The organism is Rhizobium sp. 05N49 (assembly GCF_056396805.1).
On the sequence record NZ_JBFTME010000044.1, the window covers coordinates 1 to 19,734 of the forward strand.

25 protein-coding genes are annotated in these 19,734 nt (G+C 61.4%); 10 read left to right on the forward strand and 15 right to left on the reverse strand.

The features are described from left to right. Both AC1DF8_RS35710 and AC1DF8_RS35715 read left to right on the forward strand, forming a co-directional pair. Positions 1 to 2,028: glucose/quinate/shikimate family membrane-bound PQQ-dependent dehydrogenase (locus AC1DF8_RS35710; RefSeq protein WP_478157493.1), on the forward strand; the 2,028-nt coding region annotated here is incomplete at its 5' end. Positions 2,029 to 2,137: 109 nt separating this feature from the next. Continuing rightward, positions 2,138 to 2,437, forward strand: coding sequence for a hypothetical protein (locus tag AC1DF8_RS35715; RefSeq protein WP_478157495.1), 300 nt, complete (start codon positions 2,138 to 2,140; stop codon positions 2,435 to 2,437). A gap of 49 nt (positions 2,438 to 2,486) precedes the next feature. Here AC1DF8_RS35715 and AC1DF8_RS35720 read toward each other — a convergent pair whose 3' ends face one another. Beyond that, a complete protein-coding gene (locus AC1DF8_RS35720; protein ID WP_478157497.1) occupies positions 2,487 to 4,499 on the reverse strand; it encodes a BTAD domain-containing putative transcriptional regulator in 2,013 nt (670 codons plus the stop codon). 176 nt (positions 4,500 to 4,675) lie between these two features. Between AC1DF8_RS35720 and AC1DF8_RS35725 the strand changes: the two genes are divergently transcribed. Continuing rightward, positions 4,676 to 4,930 (forward strand): DUF1127 domain-containing protein, encoded by a 255-nt coding sequence (locus AC1DF8_RS35725; RefSeq protein ID WP_478157499.1) that lies wholly within the window; start codon positions 4,676 to 4,678, stop codon positions 4,928 to 4,930. A gap of 75 nt (positions 4,931 to 5,005) precedes the next feature. On the opposite strand, the gene bla is transcribed toward AC1DF8_RS35725, so the two are convergent. The 3 genes from bla to dmeR form a co-directional block, all read right to left on the reverse strand. Further along, positions 5,006 to 5,890 (reverse strand): class A beta-lactamase, encoded by an 885-nt coding sequence (bla, locus tag AC1DF8_RS35730; protein ID WP_478157501.1) that lies wholly within the window; start codon positions 5,888 to 5,890, stop codon positions 5,006 to 5,008. A 71-nt stretch (positions 5,891 to 5,961) separates the two neighbouring features. After that, on the reverse strand, positions 5,962 to 6,933 hold the full coding sequence (gene dmeF / locus AC1DF8_RS35735) for a CDF family Co(II)/Ni(II) efflux transporter DmeF (RefSeq protein WP_478157503.1): 972 nt from the start codon (positions 6,931 to 6,933) through the stop codon (positions 5,962 to 5,964). A 29-nt stretch (positions 6,934 to 6,962) separates the two neighbouring features. Beyond that, on the reverse strand, positions 6,963 to 7,235 hold the full coding sequence (gene dmeR / locus AC1DF8_RS35740) for a Ni(II)/Co(II)-sensing transcriptional repressor DmeR (RefSeq protein WP_007816163.1): 273 nt from the start codon (positions 7,233 to 7,235) through the stop codon (positions 6,963 to 6,965). Positions 7,236 to 7,349: 114 nt separating this feature from the next. Between dmeR and AC1DF8_RS35745 the strand changes: the two genes are divergently transcribed. From AC1DF8_RS35745 to AC1DF8_RS35765, 5 genes are all read left to right on the forward strand, one after another. After that, complete coding sequence (locus AC1DF8_RS35745) at positions 7,350 to 7,991, forward strand: MarR family winged helix-turn-helix transcriptional regulator (RefSeq protein ID WP_478157505.1); 642 nt, start codon at positions 7,350 to 7,352, stop codon at positions 7,989 to 7,991. Positions 7,992 to 8,032: 41 nt separating this feature from the next. Next, complete coding sequence (locus tag AC1DF8_RS35750; protein ID WP_478157507.1) at positions 8,033 to 8,749, forward strand: hypothetical protein; 717 nt, start codon at positions 8,033 to 8,035, stop codon at positions 8,747 to 8,749. A 152-nt stretch (positions 8,750 to 8,901) separates the two neighbouring features. Further along, entirely contained in the window at positions 8,902 to 9,447 is a 546-nt protein-coding gene (locus AC1DF8_RS35755; protein ID WP_478157509.1) for a redoxin family protein, read from the forward strand. Between the two features lie 217 nt (positions 9,448 to 9,664). Further along, on the forward strand, positions 9,665 to 10,159 hold the full coding sequence (locus AC1DF8_RS35760; protein WP_112543083.1) for a GNAT family N-acetyltransferase: 495 nt from the start codon (positions 9,665 to 9,667) through the stop codon (positions 10,157 to 10,159). Between the two features lie 40 nt (positions 10,160 to 10,199). Beyond that, entirely contained in the window at positions 10,200 to 10,778 is a 579-nt protein-coding gene (locus AC1DF8_RS35765; protein ID WP_478157512.1) for a type 1 glutamine amidotransferase family protein, read from the forward strand. Here the strand turns inward: AC1DF8_RS35765 and AC1DF8_RS35770 are convergent. The 5 genes from AC1DF8_RS35770 to AC1DF8_RS35790 all read right to left on the reverse strand — a co-directional run bounded on the left by AC1DF8_RS35770 (position 10,760) and on the right by AC1DF8_RS35790 (position 14,058). Next, positions 10,760 to 11,437 (reverse strand): isochorismatase family protein, encoded by a 678-nt coding sequence (locus tag AC1DF8_RS35770; protein WP_478157514.1) that lies wholly within the window; start codon positions 11,435 to 11,437, stop codon positions 10,760 to 10,762. The two genes, AC1DF8_RS35765 and AC1DF8_RS35770, sit on opposite strands and share 19 nt — an antisense overlap. Positions 11,438 to 11,466: 29 nt before the next feature. Continuing rightward, positions 11,467 to 11,760 carry a hypothetical protein gene (locus AC1DF8_RS35775; RefSeq protein WP_183848264.1) on the reverse strand — a complete coding sequence of 98 codons (294 nt, stop codon included), beginning with the start codon at positions 11,758 to 11,760 and terminating at the stop codon, positions 11,467 to 11,469. Between the two features lie 39 nt (positions 11,761 to 11,799). Next, positions 11,800 to 12,714 carry a c-type cytochrome gene (locus tag AC1DF8_RS35780; RefSeq protein ID WP_112543079.1) on the reverse strand — a complete coding sequence of 305 codons (915 nt, stop codon included), beginning with the start codon at positions 12,712 to 12,714 and terminating at the stop codon, positions 11,800 to 11,802. Positions 12,715 to 12,844: 130 nt separating this feature from the next. Beyond that, positions 12,845 to 13,288: a c-type cytochrome gene (locus tag AC1DF8_RS35785; RefSeq protein WP_112543141.1), complete on the reverse strand. Its 444-nt coding sequence runs from the start codon at positions 13,286 to 13,288 to the stop codon at positions 12,845 to 12,847. Between the two features lie 134 nt (positions 13,289 to 13,422). Further along, positions 13,423 to 14,058: a LysE family translocator gene (locus tag AC1DF8_RS35790; protein WP_113203652.1), complete on the reverse strand. Its 636-nt coding sequence runs from the start codon at positions 14,056 to 14,058 to the stop codon at positions 13,423 to 13,425. A 127-nt stretch (positions 14,059 to 14,185) separates the two neighbouring features. Between AC1DF8_RS35790 and AC1DF8_RS35795 the strand changes: the two genes are divergently transcribed. Then, positions 14,186 to 14,887: a helix-turn-helix transcriptional regulator gene (locus AC1DF8_RS35795; RefSeq protein WP_113144581.1), complete on the forward strand. Its 702-nt coding sequence runs from the start codon at positions 14,186 to 14,188 to the stop codon at positions 14,885 to 14,887. On the opposite strand, the gene AC1DF8_RS35800 is transcribed toward AC1DF8_RS35795, so the two are convergent. After that, the gene (locus AC1DF8_RS35800; protein WP_478157518.1) at positions 14,884 to 15,654 is read right to left on the reverse strand and encodes an SDR family NAD(P)-dependent oxidoreductase; all 771 of its coding nucleotides are present in this window, start codon (positions 15,652 to 15,654) and stop codon (positions 14,884 to 14,886) included. The two genes, AC1DF8_RS35795 and AC1DF8_RS35800, sit on opposite strands and share 4 nt — an antisense overlap. A 167-nt stretch (positions 15,655 to 15,821) precedes the next feature. Between AC1DF8_RS35800 and AC1DF8_RS35805 the strand changes: the two genes are divergently transcribed. Next, positions 15,822 to 16,736 carry an AraC family transcriptional regulator gene (locus AC1DF8_RS35805; protein WP_478157520.1) on the forward strand — a complete coding sequence of 305 codons (915 nt, stop codon included), beginning with the start codon at positions 15,822 to 15,824 and terminating at the stop codon, positions 16,734 to 16,736. Here AC1DF8_RS35805 and AC1DF8_RS35810 read toward each other — a convergent pair. The 5 genes from AC1DF8_RS35810 to AC1DF8_RS35830 all read right to left on the reverse strand — a co-directional run bounded on the left by AC1DF8_RS35810 (position 16,733) and on the right by AC1DF8_RS35830 (position 19,417). Next, on the reverse strand, positions 16,733 to 17,578 hold the full coding sequence (locus tag AC1DF8_RS35810; protein ID WP_478157522.1) for a metallophosphoesterase: 846 nt from the start codon (positions 17,576 to 17,578) through the stop codon (positions 16,733 to 16,735). The genes AC1DF8_RS35805 and AC1DF8_RS35810 overlap by 4 nt on opposite strands. A gap of 84 nt (positions 17,579 to 17,662) precedes the next feature. After that, on the reverse strand, positions 17,663 to 17,884 hold the full coding sequence (locus tag AC1DF8_RS35815; protein WP_112970984.1) for a hypothetical protein: 222 nt from the start codon (positions 17,882 to 17,884) through the stop codon (positions 17,663 to 17,665). Positions 17,885 to 17,924: 40 nt separating this feature from the next. Next, positions 17,925 to 18,335: an SRPBCC family protein gene (locus AC1DF8_RS35820; RefSeq protein WP_478157524.1), complete on the reverse strand. Its 411-nt coding sequence runs from the start codon at positions 18,333 to 18,335 to the stop codon at positions 17,925 to 17,927. After that, positions 18,332 to 18,655 carry an ArsR/SmtB family transcription factor gene (locus AC1DF8_RS35825; protein ID WP_112543071.1) on the reverse strand — a complete coding sequence of 108 codons (324 nt, stop codon included), beginning with the start codon at positions 18,653 to 18,655 and terminating at the stop codon, positions 18,332 to 18,334. Before AC1DF8_RS35825 ends, AC1DF8_RS35820 begins: the two co-directional genes overlap by 4 nt. Before the next feature lie 159 nt (positions 18,656 to 18,814). Beyond that, the gene (locus AC1DF8_RS35830) at positions 18,815 to 19,417 is read right to left on the reverse strand and encodes a superoxide dismutase (RefSeq protein WP_112543070.1); all 603 of its coding nucleotides are present in this window, start codon (positions 19,415 to 19,417) and stop codon (positions 18,815 to 18,817) included. Positions 19,418 to 19,734: the final 317 nt, after the last annotated feature.

The window sequence follows — 19,734 nt, forward strand, 5'->3', positions numbered from 1 at the left end:
TTTCGCAGCCCGACCGGCATCTATTACGGTGCCAATCCCTGGCCGCTGGCCATTCCGGTCATTCTSGCCATCATCGTCGCCGGATATTCCATGACGACGGATCCGCATGACCTCGCCGGCGAYCTGCCGRCGCAATCATCCGCTGCAACGCCGGCTTTTGGYGGCAATGTGCCTGACGGCGAATGGCATCAATATGGCCGCACGCCCTACGGCCAGCGCTATTCGCCGCTTGACCAGATCACTGTGCAAAATGTTTCCACCCTCGATGAGGTRTGGCGCTACCAGACCGGCGACGTGAAGARGCCCGACGATGTCGGCGAGACCACCTATCAGGTSACCCCGCTGAAAGTCGGCAACACSCTTTATCTGTGCACGCCGCACAATTGGGCGATYGCGCTCGATGCCAAGACCGGCCAGCAGAAATGGAAATATGACGCCAATTCCGGCATGAACCCGGACCGGCAGCACCAGACCTGCCGCGGCGTGACCTATTACAGCGACGAGGCGACACCTGCCGGMCAGCCCTGCAAGGAGCGTGTSTACCTGCCAACTTCGGATGCRCGCCTCATCGCGCTCGACGCGACCAACGGGCAGGTCTGCGCGAGCTTTGCCGACCATGGCGTGCTGCAGCTACAGACCGGCATGCAATACAACCCGGCYGGCTACTACTACTCCACGTCGCCGCCGGTCGCYGTCGCGGGCAAGATCATCATCGGCGGGGCGGTCAACGACAACTATTCGACGAAAGAACAGTCCGGCGTCATCCGCGCCTATGACATCAACAGCGGCGCGCTGATCTGGAACTGGGATTCCGGCAATCCCGACCAGACGACACCGTTGGCCGAGGGCCAGCATTACACGACGAATTCGCCGAACAGCTGGTCGGTCTTCAGCGTCGATGACCAGCTCGGCATGGTCTATATYCCGCTCGGCAACCAGGTGCCGGACCAGCTCGGCATGAAYCGCAGCGCCAATGTCGAGAAGTTCTCGTCGTCGGTCGTGGCGCTCGACATCAATACGGGCCAGCTGCGATGGGTGCAGCAATTCGTTCACCACGATCTCTGGGACATGGACGTGCCGGCCCAGCCGGTGCTCGTGGACYTGACGAAGCAAGATGGAACAGCGGTGCCGGCGCTCGTCGCGCCTACCAARCAGGGCGACATCTACGTGCTCGACCGGCGCACCGGCCARCCGATCATYCCCTTCAAGGAGATTCCGGCACCCGGTGGCACGATCCCGGAAGAYCATAGCGCRCCGACCCAGCCGATCTCSGATCTCACCTTCTCCCCTGAGCCGCTGCAGGAAAAGGACATGTGGGGCGTCTCGCTGTTCGACCAGCTTGCCTGCCGCATCGAATTCCACCGCTACAAATACGAGGGCCGCTATACACCGCCCTCGCTGCARGGAACGATCGTCTATCCCGGCAATTTCGGCACGTTCAACTGGGGYTCGGTCGCCGTCGATCCGGAGCGCCAGGTGATGTTCGCCATGCCGACCTAYCTGGCCTTCACCTCGCGCCTGGTRCCGGCCGCCGATATTCCGCCGCGTGGCCAGGATGAGAAGGGCAGCGAACARGGCCTCAATCGCAATGACGGTGCGCCCTACGGCGTATTCATGGGTCCCTTCCTCGGGCCGCTGCAGATTCCCTGCCAGGCGCCGCCTTGGGGTTATGTCGCCGGCGTGGATCTCCGCACCGGCCGCATCGCCTACATGCACAAGAACGGCACCGTGCACGACATGACGCCACTGCCCCTGCCCTTCAAGGTGGGCGTGCCCGGTATCGGCGGGCCRATGATGACCAAGGGCGGTGTCGCCTTCCTGGGCGCCGCCGTCGACAACTACCTGCGCGCCTATGACGTGACGAACGGCCGACAATTGTGGGAAGCCCGGCTGCCGGCCGGCGGTCAGGCAACGCCGATGACCTATATGACCGATGACAACAAGCAATATGTCGTCATGGTTGCGGGCGGCCACGGTTCGGTCGGCACCAAGCCGGGCGACTACGTGATCGCCTACTCGCTCCCGTGAGCAGGGCAAATCCAAGAATAAGCAGGCCGACGAATTTGGCGGCAGTGCACGCAATCAGTCAGGCGCCGGCCTGCAGCCGAGCGCGACCCCGCCGTCGATCGCCAATACGATGTGGGCGGTACAAGCCGGCAACGAGACCTATATCAACCCGTCGGACGCGGAAATGGAAGCCAAGGCCGCACACAGGAACCTGGTCGATGAATTCACCGACTGGAGCAACATGGACCCGGCCGAATTCATCCGTGCCCGATACCTGGAATCACGCGGCCTGACCGAGGACGACCTGAAGGCCATGCCTGCCGATCAGCGCGAGGCGATCGAGAAGGAAATTGCCGAGCAGATCAAGCGTGAACTCGCCGGCATTGAGGATAACGGAACCGCGACAACAGACGACGTTCCAGCCGCCTGAGGCCGCAACACCAACCGACATGCGGCGGAAAGCACTCTCCGCCGCTTTTCTACTCCGGCAACCCCGCCATTCGAAGAGCCTCGATATATCGGTTACGGTCGTCCGGTCGCCGAAACGGCGGCAGGATATCGGCAAGATTCGAAAGCCGGAGCGCGGGATCCAACTGGCACAGGCGAGCGATCGTTCCCTGCGCTTCCGCACTCCGCCCGCTCATGACCTGACCTGCCGCCATAACACGCATCGCGCTCGGATAATTCGGCTGGTGGCGTAACGATCTCGCCGCCCAGACGGCGGCATCCTCGTAATGTCCGGCGCAGAAATGAGCCAGGCCGGTGTTGAACTGCCAGGCAAACAGGCGGGGATCCAAAGGGCTCAGACGCATGGCGAGGGCTGCATGTTCGACGGCCTTGTCGGGCTCGCCAAGGCAGGTCTTCACCCAGCTGCTGGTGCCCAGAGCAGCGGCGAGATTCGGATTGAGGAAGAGCGCGCGATCGATACAGGCCGCACTATCATCAAGGTCGCCGCCGACATAGCCGAGGACATATCCACCGTAAGAGAGCGCAACCGCATCGTCCCAGCCGAGTTCGACCGCTCTTCTCGCCAGTCGGGTCGCTTCGGCAATCTCCTCGGCGGGATTGGCCATCCAGCCATTGCTCTTTCGGGTCGCGTAGCATCGCGCCGCGCGGGCATACGCTATGGCAAACTCCGGGTCGCGCTCGATCGCCTTCATGAACAGCCGCAGGGCCTCATCGGTGACCGATCTATTGGTGACCGTCCGGTCAAACGCTGCCAGCCCGCGCAGATAATAGTCGTAAGCGTCAAGGCTCTCCGTCGGCTTGCGTTTGGCGCGCTCTATCTCCGCCTCCTCTACCTTCGGCGTTATCGCACCGACGATACTAGAGGCCACCTGATCCTGAAGATCGAATATATTTGCAAGCGTCCCATCAAAACGGTCTGCCCAAAGGTGCGCACCCGTCGATGTGTCGATGAGTTGTCCGGCAATGCGGAGCCGGTCTCCCGTCCGACGCACACTTCCCTCGACCACATAGCGCACGTCCAACTCGCGCCCGACCTGCTTGATGTCGACGGCCTGCCCTTTGTAGGTAAAGCTCGAATTCCGCGCGATGACGTAGAGATGGCGGAATTGGGCAAGGGCGATCGTGATATCCTCCACGATGCCATCGGCAAAATATTCCTGCTCCGCATCGCCGCTCAAATTCTGAAATGGCAATACCGCAACCGATGGCCGATCGTGATGCTTCGTCGGGGCTGAACCGGCCTGCATCTGCGACATGACGTCGGGCCTCGGTGCGGCCCGCTGATATCCGGGTTGTTGTCGCGACTGCAGCGAAACGGCCAGGGAGGACGTCTCCGCTTCGGGTTCAGCGCCGAGATGCTTCTTCACGAGGGCCCGGCAAGCCTCGAACTGGCGCATGGCCGCATTCTCGTGTCCGCTAAGAATATGGATCCGCATCAGGGCCCGGTGGGCTGGCTCTATCGTCGGGTCCGAGGCGAGCAATCTCTCGGCGAGCCCTTCGCAGGCTGGCTCTTCGGCGGAGCCCGGATCGGAGAGCATGAGGCTCAACCGCTCCACGAGTTGCAGCGCCTTGCGCCGATAGGTGCTCTGGTAAGGTCCGAACCACTCATCCAGCCCGTCCGGAATGGACTCGCCCGCAAGCACCTCACCGCGGTAGAGGTCTGCTGCAAAGGCAAGATCAGCGGCTCCGCCCGCCTCCAGCTTCCGGTCGAAGGTCGAAATGTCGGCTTCGTCCAGGCCGAAAATCAGGACGACCGTGTCCTGATCTCCGTCGATGTAGACAGTGGCTTCGCCGCTCGCCGGAAACGCCCGCCTGATATCGACCAGCGCCTGCCGCAAGCTATTGCGGGCCTGTTCATTGCCTCGTCCCGGCCAGAAGGCTTCGGAAAGCAATTCCCGCCGACAGCCGCGGCGCCCTGCAAGAACCAGAGCAGCAAAAAGAAGCGACGTCTTGCGCGTGGCGAAGCGTACTTGCCGGTCTTCCAGCGAGTTAATTTCGAGGCCGCCTAGCAACCTGATACGCACAGAAAGCCTCCCGATTTGGATCGCCGCTGCAGAATAGCATTTGGGAAGACGGATTTAACACCGATTTAGCGACGGCTTGTCGAAGTTTTCCTGGCCGTTCACGCCCAGCCCAACAGGCCGAAAACGCCCCCACGGCACATTCCCACTTACACATTTCACAAATAGGAGACTGGGAAATGGCTCACACGGAAACTCACGCCGCCGTCAGCGCGCCGATACAACAGGTGTCCGAGTCCAGGGTGAACAGCATCACAATATTGACTGCGGCGTTGGCCGCTGCCGTGGGGCAGTGGGGCAGAGCTGCCGCGAGGCAGAGGGTGCTGGCAGACCTGACGCCCGATCAGCTGAGAGATATCGGTCAACCCGAAATCAATCGCCCGATGCTCGAAGTCAAAGCAGGCCTGATCACGAACTTGATGTCAATGCGATAACCGGCGGGTTCAATTGCATTGCTGCGACGAAACCATGGTTGCTCAGCTGCTGCCGAGCGGCGGATCTTTCCCGTTTCAGACCATCTCGGTAATCATCTTGCCGATTTCGGCGAAGACGGGATTGAATTCATCCATCTTCACGGTCGCTTCTCCGATGTAGACGGCGGCGACGATCGGGCCGCGCTTGGGCGGCCAGATGATGGCAATATCGCCGGCGGAACCATTGTCGCCCGTGCCGGTCTTGTCACCGATCTTCCAATCGTCGGGCAGGCCTGCGCGCAGGCGTGCGCCGCCGGTCGTGTTTGCGATCATCCAGTCGATCAGCTGATTTGCAGAGGTTTCCGCCAGAACCGAGCCGAGCGCGATATTGCCGAGAGAATCCAGCATTGCATCCGGCGTCGTGGTGTCGCGCGGATCGCCTTTCGTGGCTTCGTTCAGCGCGGTTTCCATGCGGTCGAGCCTTGTCGTGCCGTCACCGATGGAGCGCAGCCAGTCGGTGAGTGCGGCCGGGCCGCCAAAACTTTCCAGCATCAGATTGCCGGCGGTGTTGTCGCTCAGCGTAATGGCGGCCTTGCAGATCTCGGCCATCGTCATGCCGTCGCCGCCCGCGTGCTTTTCGGTCTCGGGGGAATAGGTGACGAGCTTGTCCTTGCCGTAGGTGATACGCCGGTCGAGGCTCTCATCGCCCTTGTCGACACGGGCAAGAACGAGGCCTGCAGCCAGGACCTTGAAGGTGCTGCACATGGCAAAGGGCTCGCTGCCGCGATAGCCGAAGGAGACATTCGTGTCGCTGTCGAGAACGGAAACCCCGAGGCGCCCGCCAATGCGGGCTTCAAGCGCAGCAAGCCGCTTGTCGATATCGTCATTCTGTTGCTCGGCGCGCACGCGAGACGCAAAGCCCAGCGCAGGCAGCAGCAAGGCGGAGCCCATGAAGCTGCGGCGAGTGAGGCTGTGATTCATGAAGACCTCCGGGGAATCAGGATCTCAGGCGTAAGGCCCGATTGCGGCGGCATCTCGGCTTTTTGGCAGGATCAGGCAGCGCGCGTTACCTCTACCGTCACATGCGACAACTCGTCCAGGCTCGCGAGCCTCTCCTTGTAGAAGGCGGTATCGCGCGGCTGCGGCGTCAGCACCGCGACAATCGCTGCATGGTGGCCGGGACCGACCTGCCAGACATGAAGATCGGTGATGCGGTCGCCATCGCCTTCGATCGCTCCGCGGATTTCGTCCGGCAGCGTTTCTCCTTCCGAGAGCACGTCGAGCAGCACGGCGCCCGACGATTTCATCAGTCCCCAGGACCATTGCGCGATGATGAGAGCGCCGACGATGCCCATCAGCGGATCAAGCCACAGCCAGCCATAGAGGCTACCGAAGGTGAGTGCGGCAATGGCGAGCACCGAGGTCAAGGCGTCGGCGATGACGTGCATATAGGCGGAGCGAATATTGTTATCCGCATGACTATGGTGGCCATGATCGTGGCCGTGGTGATGATCGTGATCGTGATCGTGATCGTGATGGTGATCGTGCCCGTGTCCATGATGGTGGCCGCCGCTACCGCTCAGCATCCAGGCACTGACGAGGTTGACGGCAAGGCCGATGACGGCGACGGCGATCGCCTGGCTGAAGCTGATCGGCACGGGAGAGGTGATGCGCAGGAAGCTTTCCCAGCCCATCAGCAGCGCGATCATCGCCAGAATGATGGCACTCGCAAAACCGGCGAGGTCGCCGAGTTTGCCGGTGCCGAACGTGAAGCGCGGATTGCGGGCCTGCTTGCGGGCGAAGAGATAGGCGAGCGCGGAAATGAGCAACGCGCTGGCATGGGTGGACATATGCCAGCCATCGGCCACCAGCGCCATCGAGCCGTACATGGTGCCGGCGCCGATTTCGACGACCATCATGACCGCTGTCAACGCAATCACCAGCCAGATGCGGCGTTCGTTGCGGGCATGGTCCTGCCCCAGGAAGACATGCTCATGTCCGTAGCTATTCGTTCCGGCACTCATTGCCAGCTCCTTACCGATATCGATCCGGCTCAGCGGATATAGGTTCGCAATACTTCCGATATTTCCTCGACTGCCTCCGCCCTCGCCTTCTCGTCGGCGGCATGCAGCACGTGTTCGTGCAGATGGTCGTCCAGCACCTCGCCCGTGAGACCCGTCAGCGCGCCGCGCACGGAGGCAAGAAGCTGGAGGATCTCGCCGCAGGGGCGCTCGCCCTCCAGCGCACGTTCGACCGCCTCGAGCTGCCCGCGGATACGGCTGACGCGGGCGATGAGTTTCTTTTTCTGATGGGTCGTATGGGACATGGCAGTCTCTGATATAGTATAGGGGGGTACCCTATATTACCTTCACGAAAAACGAAAGCGGCAATCCATCGCAGCGGCTCTTGAATTTACATAGGACTCCTATATATTGAACCCATGGAAACGCCAAAAGACCCGACATCGATCGACAACCGAATCAGCGAAGGCCTGACCCGCATCGCGATCGCAATGCGCAGCGACGAATGGTCGAAGGCCGAAAAGGCCGGACTGAAGCCGACGCAGCTTGCGATCCTCGAATTTCTCGCCGGCCGCGATAGTGCGCGGGTGAAGGAGATTGCGGCGCATCTCGGCGTCTCGCAGCCGACGGCGACGGATTCGATTGCGGCACTGGAGCGCAAGGCGCTGGTCGCCAAGGCGAGCGCTCCCGGCGACAAACGTGCCACCGCGATCCGCATCACGACCGAGGGAAAGGCGGCGTTCGGCTCCGTTTCGCCGATCGAAACGGCAGCGATGGAAGCAGCCCGATCGCTTTCCCCGGGCGAGCAGGAAGGCCTGCTGCTGTCGCTCGTCAAGATGATCCAGCATCTGCAGGAGGCGGATGCCATACCAATCCAGCGGATGTGCACGAGCTGTCGTTACTTCCGTCCCTACCAGCATTCCGGTGCGGCCAAACCGCACCACTGCAATTTCGTGAACGCGGCCTTCGGCAGAAATGAACTGCGCATCGACTGCCGCGACCATGAAACCGCCGATCCGGCAACCCGGGCTGCCACCTGGGACGCCTTTGAAAAAGGATAGGCGCACTCTCCAGGCAAACTAAAAAGAGAAGGACGTTCAAAATGTTAAGGCAGTTTATCACCGGCGCGGCCATCGCCGGAACGCTATCGCTTTGGCTGGGCTCGGCCATGGCCCATCCCGTCACGGCCGAACCATCCAAGGGCGTGAAAGCCTCGTTCGACATTATCGAAACACAGATCGTTACCAAGGGCGACAAGGCGATCTTTTCGACGCGGGTGCGCGGCGATGCCGGCGTTGAAAAGCCCGCTGCAACCGGCAAGTTCGAAGGCTCCGGCGTCTATGCCTATGTCTGGCCGACCTCGCTCAACAGCGGCGATATCGGCTTCGACCGGGATCAGGGCATCGTGGCGCTGGCCGTGACTTTCCATCCTGACTTCGACGATGCCGCCAATAAGGGCAAAAACCGCGATGTCTGGCATCCGCACTGGGTCGTGCTCAACGAGGACAAGGCCTGCGCCGGCGGATTGAAAGTGACCGACATCCCTGACGGCGCCAAGCCGAAGCTTCCCGCCACATGGCCGGGCGTTCCGCTGCTGATCGACAGCCCGGAATATCAGACGGTGCTGAAGGGCGACCGTGTCGATGTCGCCATCCCGCTGTCGCTCATCGGCGGCATCACAGGCGCATCCTACGACGGCGTGACGGCAGGGCTGAAGGTCAACGGCAACCTGCATGCCCCGCTGCTTTGCGTAGATAATGTCTTCAAGGTCGCCTCCGGCAATCTCAGCCTGCCGGGCAAGGTCATGCCTGCGAAGTAACAGGGGCGCCGGTCCGCCGACTGCCATCGCCGGACCGGCTCTTTCCTCTCTCCAGGCAAATAGAGAAGAGAAAACACCAGGCAGATTTATCCCATTGCAGCCCGGATGCAACGGGTGGCGGGACCGCCTGCCCAACGACAATGGATTTCGACATGTCCGATCTGACACTCGCACCGGAGCTTTCGGTCAGCGAATGGTTCAACACATCGCAGCCGCTCTCCATCGCCGGACTGCGCGGCAAGGTGATCTTCCTGCACAGTTTCCAATTGCTGTGCCCCGGCTGCGTGGCTGAAAGCCTGCCGCAGGTGCGCCGCATCGAACGCATCTTCGCCAACACGGATCTCCAGGTCATCGGCCTGCACACCGTCTTCGAACATCACGAGGCGATGACGCCAACCGTGCTCAGGGCTTTCATTCACGAATACCGGCTGACCTCGCCCATCGGTGTCGATCAGGCCGACCAGCGCTCCGACATACCGGTGACCATGCGCCGCTATGGTTTCAGGGGAACGCCCTCATCCGTCCTGATCGGCCGCGATGGTGTGATCCTGCATCATGCGTTCGGCGTCGAGGACGATATAGCGCTCGGCGCCCGCATCGGCATGGCGCTTGCAGCACCCATCCCGACGGCGACGTCAGCTGAGGAGATTGAGGGCTGCGCGGCCGGTGTCTGCGCCGTACCGGCAGATGCGGCCTGAAACGGCTCCGATCCGGGCCCAAGCTGCCATTGACAAACGGGCGGTTTCGGACAATCAATGGCGCATGATGAAGAACGCGCACCATAACCGCTCGTATTTTTGGCTGTACCTGTAAAGGGCGGCCGAGACAGATCACAATGTCAACAAGCCGCCGTCAGGCGGCTTTGTTGTATCGGCAGCGTCCTGGCGGCATAAACGTAAAAAGGACGCGAAGACCATGCTTGAAATCGAAGACAGCGAAATATCGCTCATGCGCCCGCCGGTGGTGACGATCCGCGCCGCCAAACCCCGCGACATCTGCGAACTCCATGAAATGATCGGCCTGCTTGCCGCCCATCATGGCGACATCTCCGCCTCGACACCGGAACAGCTCGAGCGCGACCTCTTCGGCCCGACGCCCTGGATTTCTGCCATTGTCGCCGAAGGCAGCGACGGCCTGATCGGCTACGCGATCCTCGTTCCGCTCTACAGGGCGCAGGAAGGCAAGCGCGGCATGGACCTGCATCACCTTTTCGTGCGCGACGGCCATCGCGGCCATGGCACCGGCCAGCTTCTCGTCGACCGCGCCCGGGAAACGGCCCGCATTGCGGGCTGCGATTACCTCTCCGTCAGCGCTGCAACCGGCAATCTCAAGGCTCACCGCTTCTACGAACAGATGGACTTCACCCCTCGCCCGGTCACCGGCATGCGCTATATGCAGGCTCTGTCGTGAGTGGCTCCAGCCGCTCGGCCATCTTGCAAGGGAGGAAAGCATGACCCGACTGGCGGTGGTTCTGACCGAAGGCTTTGCGGACTGGGAAGTGGGGCAGCTTGCTGCCTCCGCTCGCACCCATTTCGGCTTCGATGTGGTGACGGCAAGTCCCGGCGGCGCGGAAATCCGCTCCATGGGCGGCATGCGGGTGGCGGCCGATACGGTGGCCGAGAACCTGCATGGCGACGCTTTCGATGCGCTTGTTATCTGCGGGGGCACGATCTGGGAAACCGAACGGGCGCCCGACCTTTCATCCGTCATCGACGACTTCATCACGCGTGGCAAGGTCACCGCTGCGATCTGCGGCGGGACGCTGGCACTGGCACGCGCGGGTGCATTGAACAATATTCCGCATACCAGCAACGCGCCCGACTTCATTGCCGGCGCTGAGGGCTATGGCGGCCAGGCGCATTATCGCGACGGTCCGCAGGCCGTAAGATCGGGTATGATCGTGACTGCGCCCGGTTCGGCGCCGATTACTTTTACGGCTGAGATCTACCGGGCGCTCGGCTTCGGCAGCGAAGAACTCGACACCTATGTGCAGATCCTCGGCGCGGAGCATCAGCCGAAGGCAGCCTGAGACGTGTCGAGCAGGCCGATCACCTCAGTCGTCGTACGCACATCGCCGAAGCTGCGATAGACCGAATAGAGCGCCATGTTGTGGTCTATGTCTCGGCGAGCGGCATTTGCGTCAGCCAGCATGATGACGCGGAAACCGCTGCTGCAGGCATCGCGAGCCGAGGATTCGCAGCAGATGTTGGTCAGAGTACCGGTAATGAGAACCGTATCGACGCCGCGCGATTTCAGCATGGCCGCAAGCGGAGCGCTTTCGGGGTGGAAGGCGCTGTAAGAAGTCTTCTCGATCAAGAGATCCCGCGGTTCGGGGACGAAATCCGGCGCAAGCCTGCCTTCGACCGGTCCTTCGCCGCCCGAGGTGCGGTAAAGTTCCGCGATGGTTTCACCAAAGAACTCGCGCGCCAGTTCGGGGTAGGTCTGGCGAGGAGCGGGCACCACCCAGACGATCAGCCCGCCGCACGCGCGCACCGCAGCAACGAGCGCCTGAATATTCGGAACGATGCCTTCCGCGTAGCTGCCCGGCGTCACGAAAAAGTGGATCATGTCGACGACGACCAGGGCGGTCCTTGCCGGCGTGAGGCTGGTGAAAGCGAAACGCCGTCCGCGGCGCTCTTCCTGCCGCGCGTATTCACGCGGCTCGATCTGCCAGGCATGTCGTTTCAAGACCATTCCTCCGTTTGGAGATTGAGGTCTCAACGTATACCGAGTCGCGGTGACGGCGGTGTCTCTTTCATCGGAGCATCCTCGGCGGCCACCTCATGCACCGGGCGGGTTGCCCATTGGTGCAGTGCTCTCTTGACGAACAGGAATGCTGCGGCCCTCGCCTGCGCCAGATCGCCGGGATCATCGAGGCGGCTGGCAATCTTTGCCTCCATCATCGCGAGCGTTTCGGAAAACCAGCGCGCAAGAACTGCATTGCGCGCGGCGAGCCGTTCACGCATGCGGGCAATTGCGGCGTCTGTTTCCTCAAGGGTCGGGTGCTTCATGCTGACAATGTGGCCGGCGGTGCTTGCCCCAGGCAGACGCTACTTGCTCGGAACCGCCTTCAGATAGGCGGAGATCGCCTCGATATCGGACTGCGGCAGATGGGCGATGTTCTGTTGAACGTCCACCATCTGGCCACCTGCGGAGTCGAAATCGGGGGTGAAGCCGGTCTGCAGGTAGTTGGTGATATCGGCCTCGCTCCAGGAGCCAACGCTCTTCGAGCCCGGCGTGATATCGGGTATGCGGCCCTTGCCTTCCGGGTTCGGCGCGCCGGCAAGCCATTGATCGCGGAGGAAGCCGCCGAGGAAATCGCGTGGGGTGTGGCATTCACCGCAATGACCGAGGCCCTCGACCAGATATTGGCCGCGTTTCACCTTGTCGTCGGCATTGGCAAGCACGACGCGGGGCTGATCATTGAAATAGAGGAGCTTCCAGCCGCCGAGCGCCAGGCGGATGTTGAACGGGAACGGCAATTCGTGCGGCGGGGCAACGTTGCTGCTCTTCGGCAGGGTCTTCAGATAAGCGAAGAGATCGTTGACATCCTTGTCGCTCATGCGCGTGTAGGAGCCGTAGGGGAAGGACGGGTAGAGATGCTGTCCGTTGGGGCCGACGCCGCGCTTTATCGCATTGCCGAACTGAGCCAGCGTCCAGCGACCGATTCCTGCCTGCTCATCCGGAGAAATGTTTGGCACATGGAAGGTGCCGAAAGGGCTCGTCAGGGCAAGGCCGCCGGCCAGCGTGAGCTTCGCATCGCCTTGCGCACCGGGCGTGGCATGACAGCTGACACAGCCGCCGGCCCAGAATACCTTCTCGCCATTCGCGACGTCAGGCGCGCCGAGATTGGCCCAGTGGCTTTCCGGAAACGGATCCGGCGCGGTTACGAAATAGAAAACTGCGCCGCCGATCAAGACGACGCCGATGAGACAGAGCACAAAGCGGATGAACCTGCGGACCATGCGCCGCCTCTCCTTACTATCAATGTTCAGGGGCGTTCCCCGGCCCCGCTGCCGGAAGAGAATAAGGCGATCCGCACCGGCGGCAAGGGCCGGTGCGGATGACGGGATCATGCGAGAATAGCTCTATCGCCTAGTCCTTCTTGATGCGATAGAGCTGATGACAGCCACCGCAATTGCCGCCGAGCGTGTTCAGCGCCGCACCAACGCCGGCAGCATCAGCCGGAAGCTGGGCGAGCACGGTTTCGGCGTCGGTGGACAACTTCGCGGCGCGCGCCTTGAAGTCATCCATGTTTTCCCAGATCTTCGGGCTTGCTTCTTCGTCGCCCGTCTCGGTGCCCGGCTTGAACTGGTCCGGGAAGGCCTTCGCCGTGGTGGCGATCGTCGTCAGCGCCGCCTTGACGGCATCCGCATCATAGGGCTTCGTGCCCTTGGCGATGGCGGACAGCGAGCCTGCTGCGCCACCGATCTGTTTCATCATTCCAATGCGCGCGTCATGCGTGCCGTCGGCCGCCATAACCGAACCGAGGGCAATGCCGGCGAGCGCCGCAGCCGCCGCTACTGTTTTCCAATTCATTATTCTCTCTCCATTGTTCCGCCGGCGAAGCCGGCCGAGGGCAATCTGCACCGCGATCATGACAAAATCCATGTGGCCGCATAGTCACGTTTGGCCGGATCCTCATAAAAACAACGTGATAAACATAGACGGAATCAGGCTGTCTTCCACCCCTGCCATAGACTGATCGCGGAGATGACGACCAGCAGCAGGCCCGCGAGACGGCCGATGACGGCAGTCGTATTCGGATTCGACAACAGGAGGTCGCGGCTGCGGCCGGCCGTCATGGCCAGAGTGCCGTAGACGGCAAGCTGAGTGAGCACAGTCATGATGCCCATGATCAGCCCCTGGAGCCAGATCGGCCCAAATTCCGGCTTTATGAACTGCGGATAGACGGCCAGTACGAAGATGTAGGCCTTGGGATTGACGAGGCAGGTAACCGCCCCCTGTCGGAACGCCTTCCAGGTGGAGCGCGCCGTGCCCGGGCCGACTGCCTCGACCTTGATGGAACTTCTCATCAGCGAGACGCCGATCCAGATCATGTAGGCAACGCCGGCAAAGAGCAGCAGGTTGAAGACACCTGGCAGCATGGCGACGAGAATGCCCACCCCCGCCGCACCATAGGCCGAGTGCACCGCCCCACCCAGCATGATGCCGCTGGTGGCGGCAAGGCCGCGCCTGGTGCCGCCGGTCAGGGCATTGGCGAGCACGAAGAGCATGTCCATGCCCGGCACGATGATGATGCCGAAGAGAAGGGTGAAGTAGAGCCAGAGGCTTTGGTGATAATCCATGTCAGTTGTCCGTCCCGCTTTCAGTCACGCTTTTGAGGAAGAGCTTTGAATTTCAATTTGATAGACAGCTCTATACGGCAGCCCAACTGACAGTGTATTGTCAGGAGCGTTGGAGAAAGGGCGGCAAATGCGCAAGGCCTCCAGGCTTTTCGAGATCATCCAGATATTGCGGCTGGCGAAGAAGCCGATGACAGCGGCCGTCATGGCCGAGAGGCTTGAAGTGACGGTTCGCTCGATCTACCGCGATATCGCCGCACTGCAGGCGATGCGGGTGCCGATCGAAGGCGGGCGCGGCATCGGCTATATCATGCGGCCGGGCTTCGACCTGCCTCCCCTGATGTTTTCGATCGAGGAGACGGAAGCGATCGTGCTGTCGCTGGCGCTCCTGGAGCGCACCGGCGATGAAGCGCTGAAGCTCGCCGCACGGCGGGTCAACCAGAAGCTTGTCGGCGCAGTGCCGCCGCCGCTGCGACAGGCGATGGAAAACAAGGCGCTCTATGCCTGGGGTACGGTCGCCCCGGCGCCTGCCGGTTTGGACCTCGCCATCGTGCGCGGAGCGATCCGCGACGAGCGCAAGCTCACCCTCTCCTATCGCGACGAAATGGGACGTGCGACCGAGCGGATGATCCGCCCGATCGCACTGATCTATTATTCCCAGACCGCCAATATCGTCGCCTGGTGCGAACTCAGGCAGGCGATCCGCAATTTCCGCAGCGACCGCGTGGAGGCTTGCGCTGAGGCGGACGTCTTTTTCAAGGGGGAAGGCGACGGCTTGCGCACGCTCTGGACCGAGAGCTGGACGGAAAAGCCGCTGGCAGCCAATGCTTAGAGCGCCATGCCGCCGGAAACCTCGATGCGCTGGGCGTTGACCCAGCGGTTTGCCTCTGTCAGCAGCGAGGCGATCATCGGGCCGATATCGTCAGGGACGCCGGCGCGGCCGAGCGCCGTCATCGAAGCAACCCTGCGGTTGATCTCCGGATTGTCGCGCACCATGCCGCCACTGAAATCGGTGGCAATTGCGCCAGGTGCGACGGTGTTGACGGCAATGCCGCGGGCACCGAGCTCATTGGCCATGTAGCGCGTCAGCACCTCGACGGCGCCCTTCAGCGATCCGTAGGCCGAGGAGCCCGGGACGGCGACGCGGGCAAGGCCGCTGGAGAGATTGACGATGCGGCCGCCATCGGCAATGACAGGCAGCAGCTTCTGCGTCAGGAAGAAGACGCCCTTGAAATGGACGGTGTAGAGCTTGTCCATTTCCTCCTCGGTCGTCTCCGTTATCGAGGCGTGGTAGCTGGTGCCGGCATTGTTGACGAGAAAATTGAAACGCTCGCGACCCCAGCCCTTCAGGACCGAGCGGACATTGTCGACGAAAGCATCGAAGGCGGCGACATTGCCCGTATCGAGCTGCAGTGCGGCGGCCCTGCGGCCAAGCGCCTCCACCTCGGCGACGACCTTATCGGCCTCTTCGCGGTTGGAATTATAGGTAAAGATTACGTCGACGCCATCGCGGGCGAGGCTGATGACGGTGTTGCGGCCGAGACCGCGGCTGCCGCCGGTGAGGATTGCGATTTTGGCATTTGCATTCGGATCGGTCATCTCAATTGCTCCTTGTTCGGATGACCAGAATCTAGGTCCGGCACCGCTTTTCCCGAATGCCGAAAGCGTCGAACTTCTTGCCTATTCCTCCAGACAGGTTGTCGCCTCGCATTCGTGGAGTAAGATGGGGGCCAAGGCGCGGCAGGATCCGCCACCGGAGAAGAATGATGTCCTCAGAAATCAAGACTGCGCTCAACCAGTACATGGACAGCCATGGCGGCGGCGACGGGCTTTATGCGACCGCCCTGCCCGGCTTCTACCTGATGCGCTCTTCCACGCTCACCATGCCGAAGCCGGCGATCTACAAGCCGGCGCTTTGCATCATCGTCGATGGCGCCAAGCAGATCATGTTCGGAGAGCGGCTTTTCACTTACTGTGCCATGCAGTCGCTTGTCATCAGTGTCGAGATGCCGGCCTTCGGCCAGGTGATCGAGGCAAGCCCGGAGCGGCCGATGATCGCGCTGACGCTGGAGCTCGACGTCACCATTCTACGCGAGGTTCTGGAGGCGATGGAAGCTCCGCCGAAGCCATCGGGAGACGGCGGTCCGGGCGTTTTCGTCCAGAATTTCGGAGCGGAACTGCAGGACTGCATCCTGCGGCTGATGCGCATGCTCGGCACGCCGAAATCTATCCCGATCCTGCGACAGTCGATCCTGCGTGAAATCAGCTTCTGGCTGCTCTCGGGCGAAAACGGCAGCGAGGTCTGCAAGCTGGCGCTGCCCGGCAGCCAGACGCGGCGCGTGGCCGATGCCATCCACATCTTGCGCGATAATTTCACGGTGCCCCTGCGCGTGGAGCAGCTTGCGGCGGCAGCGCGAATGAGCGCCTCCTCCTTCCACCAGCATTTCAAGATGCTGACCTCGATGAGCCCGCTGCAATATCAGAAGCAGCTCCGGCTTCTCGAAGCGCGGCGGCTGATGGTGGCCGACGGCATCAATGCTGCCAATGCCGCCTATCGAGTGGGCTATGAAAGCGCCTCGCAATTCAGCCGCGAATATGCGCGCATGTTCGGCACACCGCCGAAGAAAGATGCGCTGGAGCACCGGGCACAGCCTGTACCCGATGTGGCGGGAGCCGCCTAGTAGGGTAGCGTGCAGCTATCCTCGCGGCCGAATCCGCGGATTTCCATCCGGTCCGGATAGACATCGACGATCGCGAAGGTGTTTTCGCTCTCGGTATCGACCACGCCCTTGAAATTGACGAAGTGGCAGCCGGCCACCTTGCCGTAATTGCCGACATGGTTGTGGCCGTTGAGATAGGCGACGACACTTGTCTGCGAAGCCAGCAGTTCGACAATCCGCTCGCGGTCCCACATGTCGTGTTCGCAGGGTGGATAGACGGGGAAGTGATTCATGACGATCACCTTCTCGCCTGCGGCCTTCGCCTGTTCGATCTCGCTCGCCAGCCAGGCAAATTGTTCGTCGCTCAGCGATGCGTTCCACGCATGCGCGTTGCCGGCACCTGCTGCCGATAGAGCTGCCAGGCGCTCGTGACCGAGCCTATTCAAGGGATGGCCTTCCGGCGTCGCGAAAGTGCTGACCTCATTGCCGTTCAATACGATGAAACGGTAGTCGTGGCGCTTGAAGCTGTAATAGGGTGCCGGCATGCCGACGCGTTCAACAACCTTTTCCAGGTATTCGGGAGCAACGCCGAAATCGTGATTGCCGAGCAGGAAGTGCGCCTCATGGCGCAGCTTTTTATAGACCGGCAGGATATCGTCGAAGCTGCTGAAATCGCGGTCGATGATGTCGCCGAGCGTCATGACGAAGCTCAGCTCCTCGCCATTGAAAGTCTCGATGGCGGCACCGACCTTGGCCAGGCTGTTGGCGTAATAGCGCCCCATCTCGGCCTGCGGTTCGATGGCGGCATACTGCGGATCGGCGATGATGCCGAAGCGGAAAAGGGGAAGATCGGCTGATGACATGCGGCGTGATGTAGAGGCCGCGAATGACAGCGATGTGACGGCGCTGCCAGTCGCGGCATTTCAGTGAGTAGCTCTTGCGATGCCTCAGCTTGCGGCTGATGCCGGCTCACGCCTGCCCGTGAAATAGGGCAATGCGAACATGTAGAGGCCGCTGAACAAAAGCAGGAAAAGCGGCGGCAGCGGCGAGTAGACCACCCATGCCGGCGGGGTGCCGAGTGCCATGGTGGCGAAATTGGCTATGACGGTCACCGTGAAGATGATCGACAGCCAACGGTGGAGCTGGCGGATAGATTTATTCCAATTCATTGTTCTTCCTCCTCAAAAATCAGACGCCGCGCGTCCTGCATCAGTCGGCGCGCGCCAGGACCTGTTCCAGATTCTCGAAGAAGCGCTGCCAGCCGAACTTGGCGCCTTGGTAGGCCTGCTCCTGATCCGGGCGGAAGCCGGCTTGTTCCATGCGCAGGTGCGTGCCCGAGCCGATCGGTGTCAGGGTCCAGGTTACGGTACTTTCGAGGCCATAGGCATCCCAAGTATAGGCAAGCGTCCTGTTCGGCTCGATTTCCAGTACCCGGCAGTCGACGGAGCCCCACTCGGCGGTGAGCTTGAAACGATGGTCCGGAACGGGCTTGAAGTCGTTCTTCATCAGCCATTCCTGGATCAGATGCGGCTGGGTGAGCGCACGCCAGATCTTTTCCGGCGGGAACGCGATCTCCCGTTCGACGACGACGGAGCGGAGTTCAGTTGCGGTTTCGGTCATTGGTCCATCCTTTTGAGCAAATCTTCCAGGGCGTCGAACCGGCTTTCCCAGAAGCCGGCCATCTCGGTCGTCCAGTCGGCGAGCGGAGCAAGTGCGCGGATTTCGGCGCTGTAGTGCGTCTGGCGACCCTCATGGCGGTCGCGCACCAGGCCGGCGGTTTTGAGTACCGCGAGATGTTTGGAAACAACCGGCTGAGACACACCGGCGTGGGCCGTCAGAGCGCCAACCGTCTTCTCACCTTCACGGCACAGGCGCTCGAAGATGCCCCGACGGGTCGGATCGGAAAGCGCCCTGAACAGCGCATCTTGAACATTCGACATTTGAATTCATACCCGATTGGCTATGGATCGATTTATAGCCAACCGGGTATGAGTTAGTCAAGCCATCTTTGTTTGACAAATTGCAGGCCAACCGAAGCAGAAACGAAAACACCCGGCGCTTGCGGCGCCGGGTGCTGAAAAGCGGATGCTCGGATGCGCTTACTTCGTTGCCGCTTCGTAGCGTTCCAGGACGTAGTCCCAGTTGATCAGGCTGTCGACGAAGGCTTCGAGGTACTTCGGACGAGCGTTGCGGTAGTCGATGTAATAGGAATGTTCCCAGACGTCGACGCCGAGGATCGGGGTGGCGCCGTGAACGAGCGGGTTTTCGCCGTTCGGGGTCTTGGAGATTTCGAGCTTGCCGTTCTTGACGGAAACCCAGGCCCAGCCCGAGCCGAACTGGGTGGCGCCGGCATTGGCGAAATCCGCCTTGAACTTGTCATAGCCGCCGAGGTCGGAGGTGAAGGCAGCTTCGAGCTTGCCCGGCAGCTTGTTGCCGCCGCCGCCCTTCTTCATCCACTTCCAGAAATGGATGTGGTTGTAGTGCTGGGCAGCATTGTTGAAGAGGCCAGCGTTGGTGCCGAAGGACTTCTTGACGACGTCTTCCAGGGAGAGATCGGCCATGCCGGCTTCCGCTGCAAGCTTGTTGCCGTTGTCGACGTAAGCCTTGTGGTGCTTGTCGTGGTGGAACTCCAGCGTCTCCTTCGACATGAAGGGAGCAAGGGCTTCGTAGTCATAGGGAAGTTCAGGCAATTCGAAAGCCATATCAGATCTCCTCTTGGCAATAGATTGCGTCATCGGCAGGTGAGGCGGAACATAGGAGGGGAAGCATTGAGAGGCAACCGGCGAATTATCAAAAAACAACAGCTTCGAGGAAAAATTGCCTCTCGTGACGGGCTCTCCCAACACGCATAAATCACAGTGGATGCCGCGCTTTCAAGGATGCACAGGCAGCGCGACGAAAAAGACCAAGACTGCCGCGCACAGGAATAGATCCCTCCCCTCGCCGGCGTTCACGTCGCGCCCAAAAATGAGGCACGCTCGCGTCCCGTAGCCGCGCTTAGGGGACGCCGCCGATATTT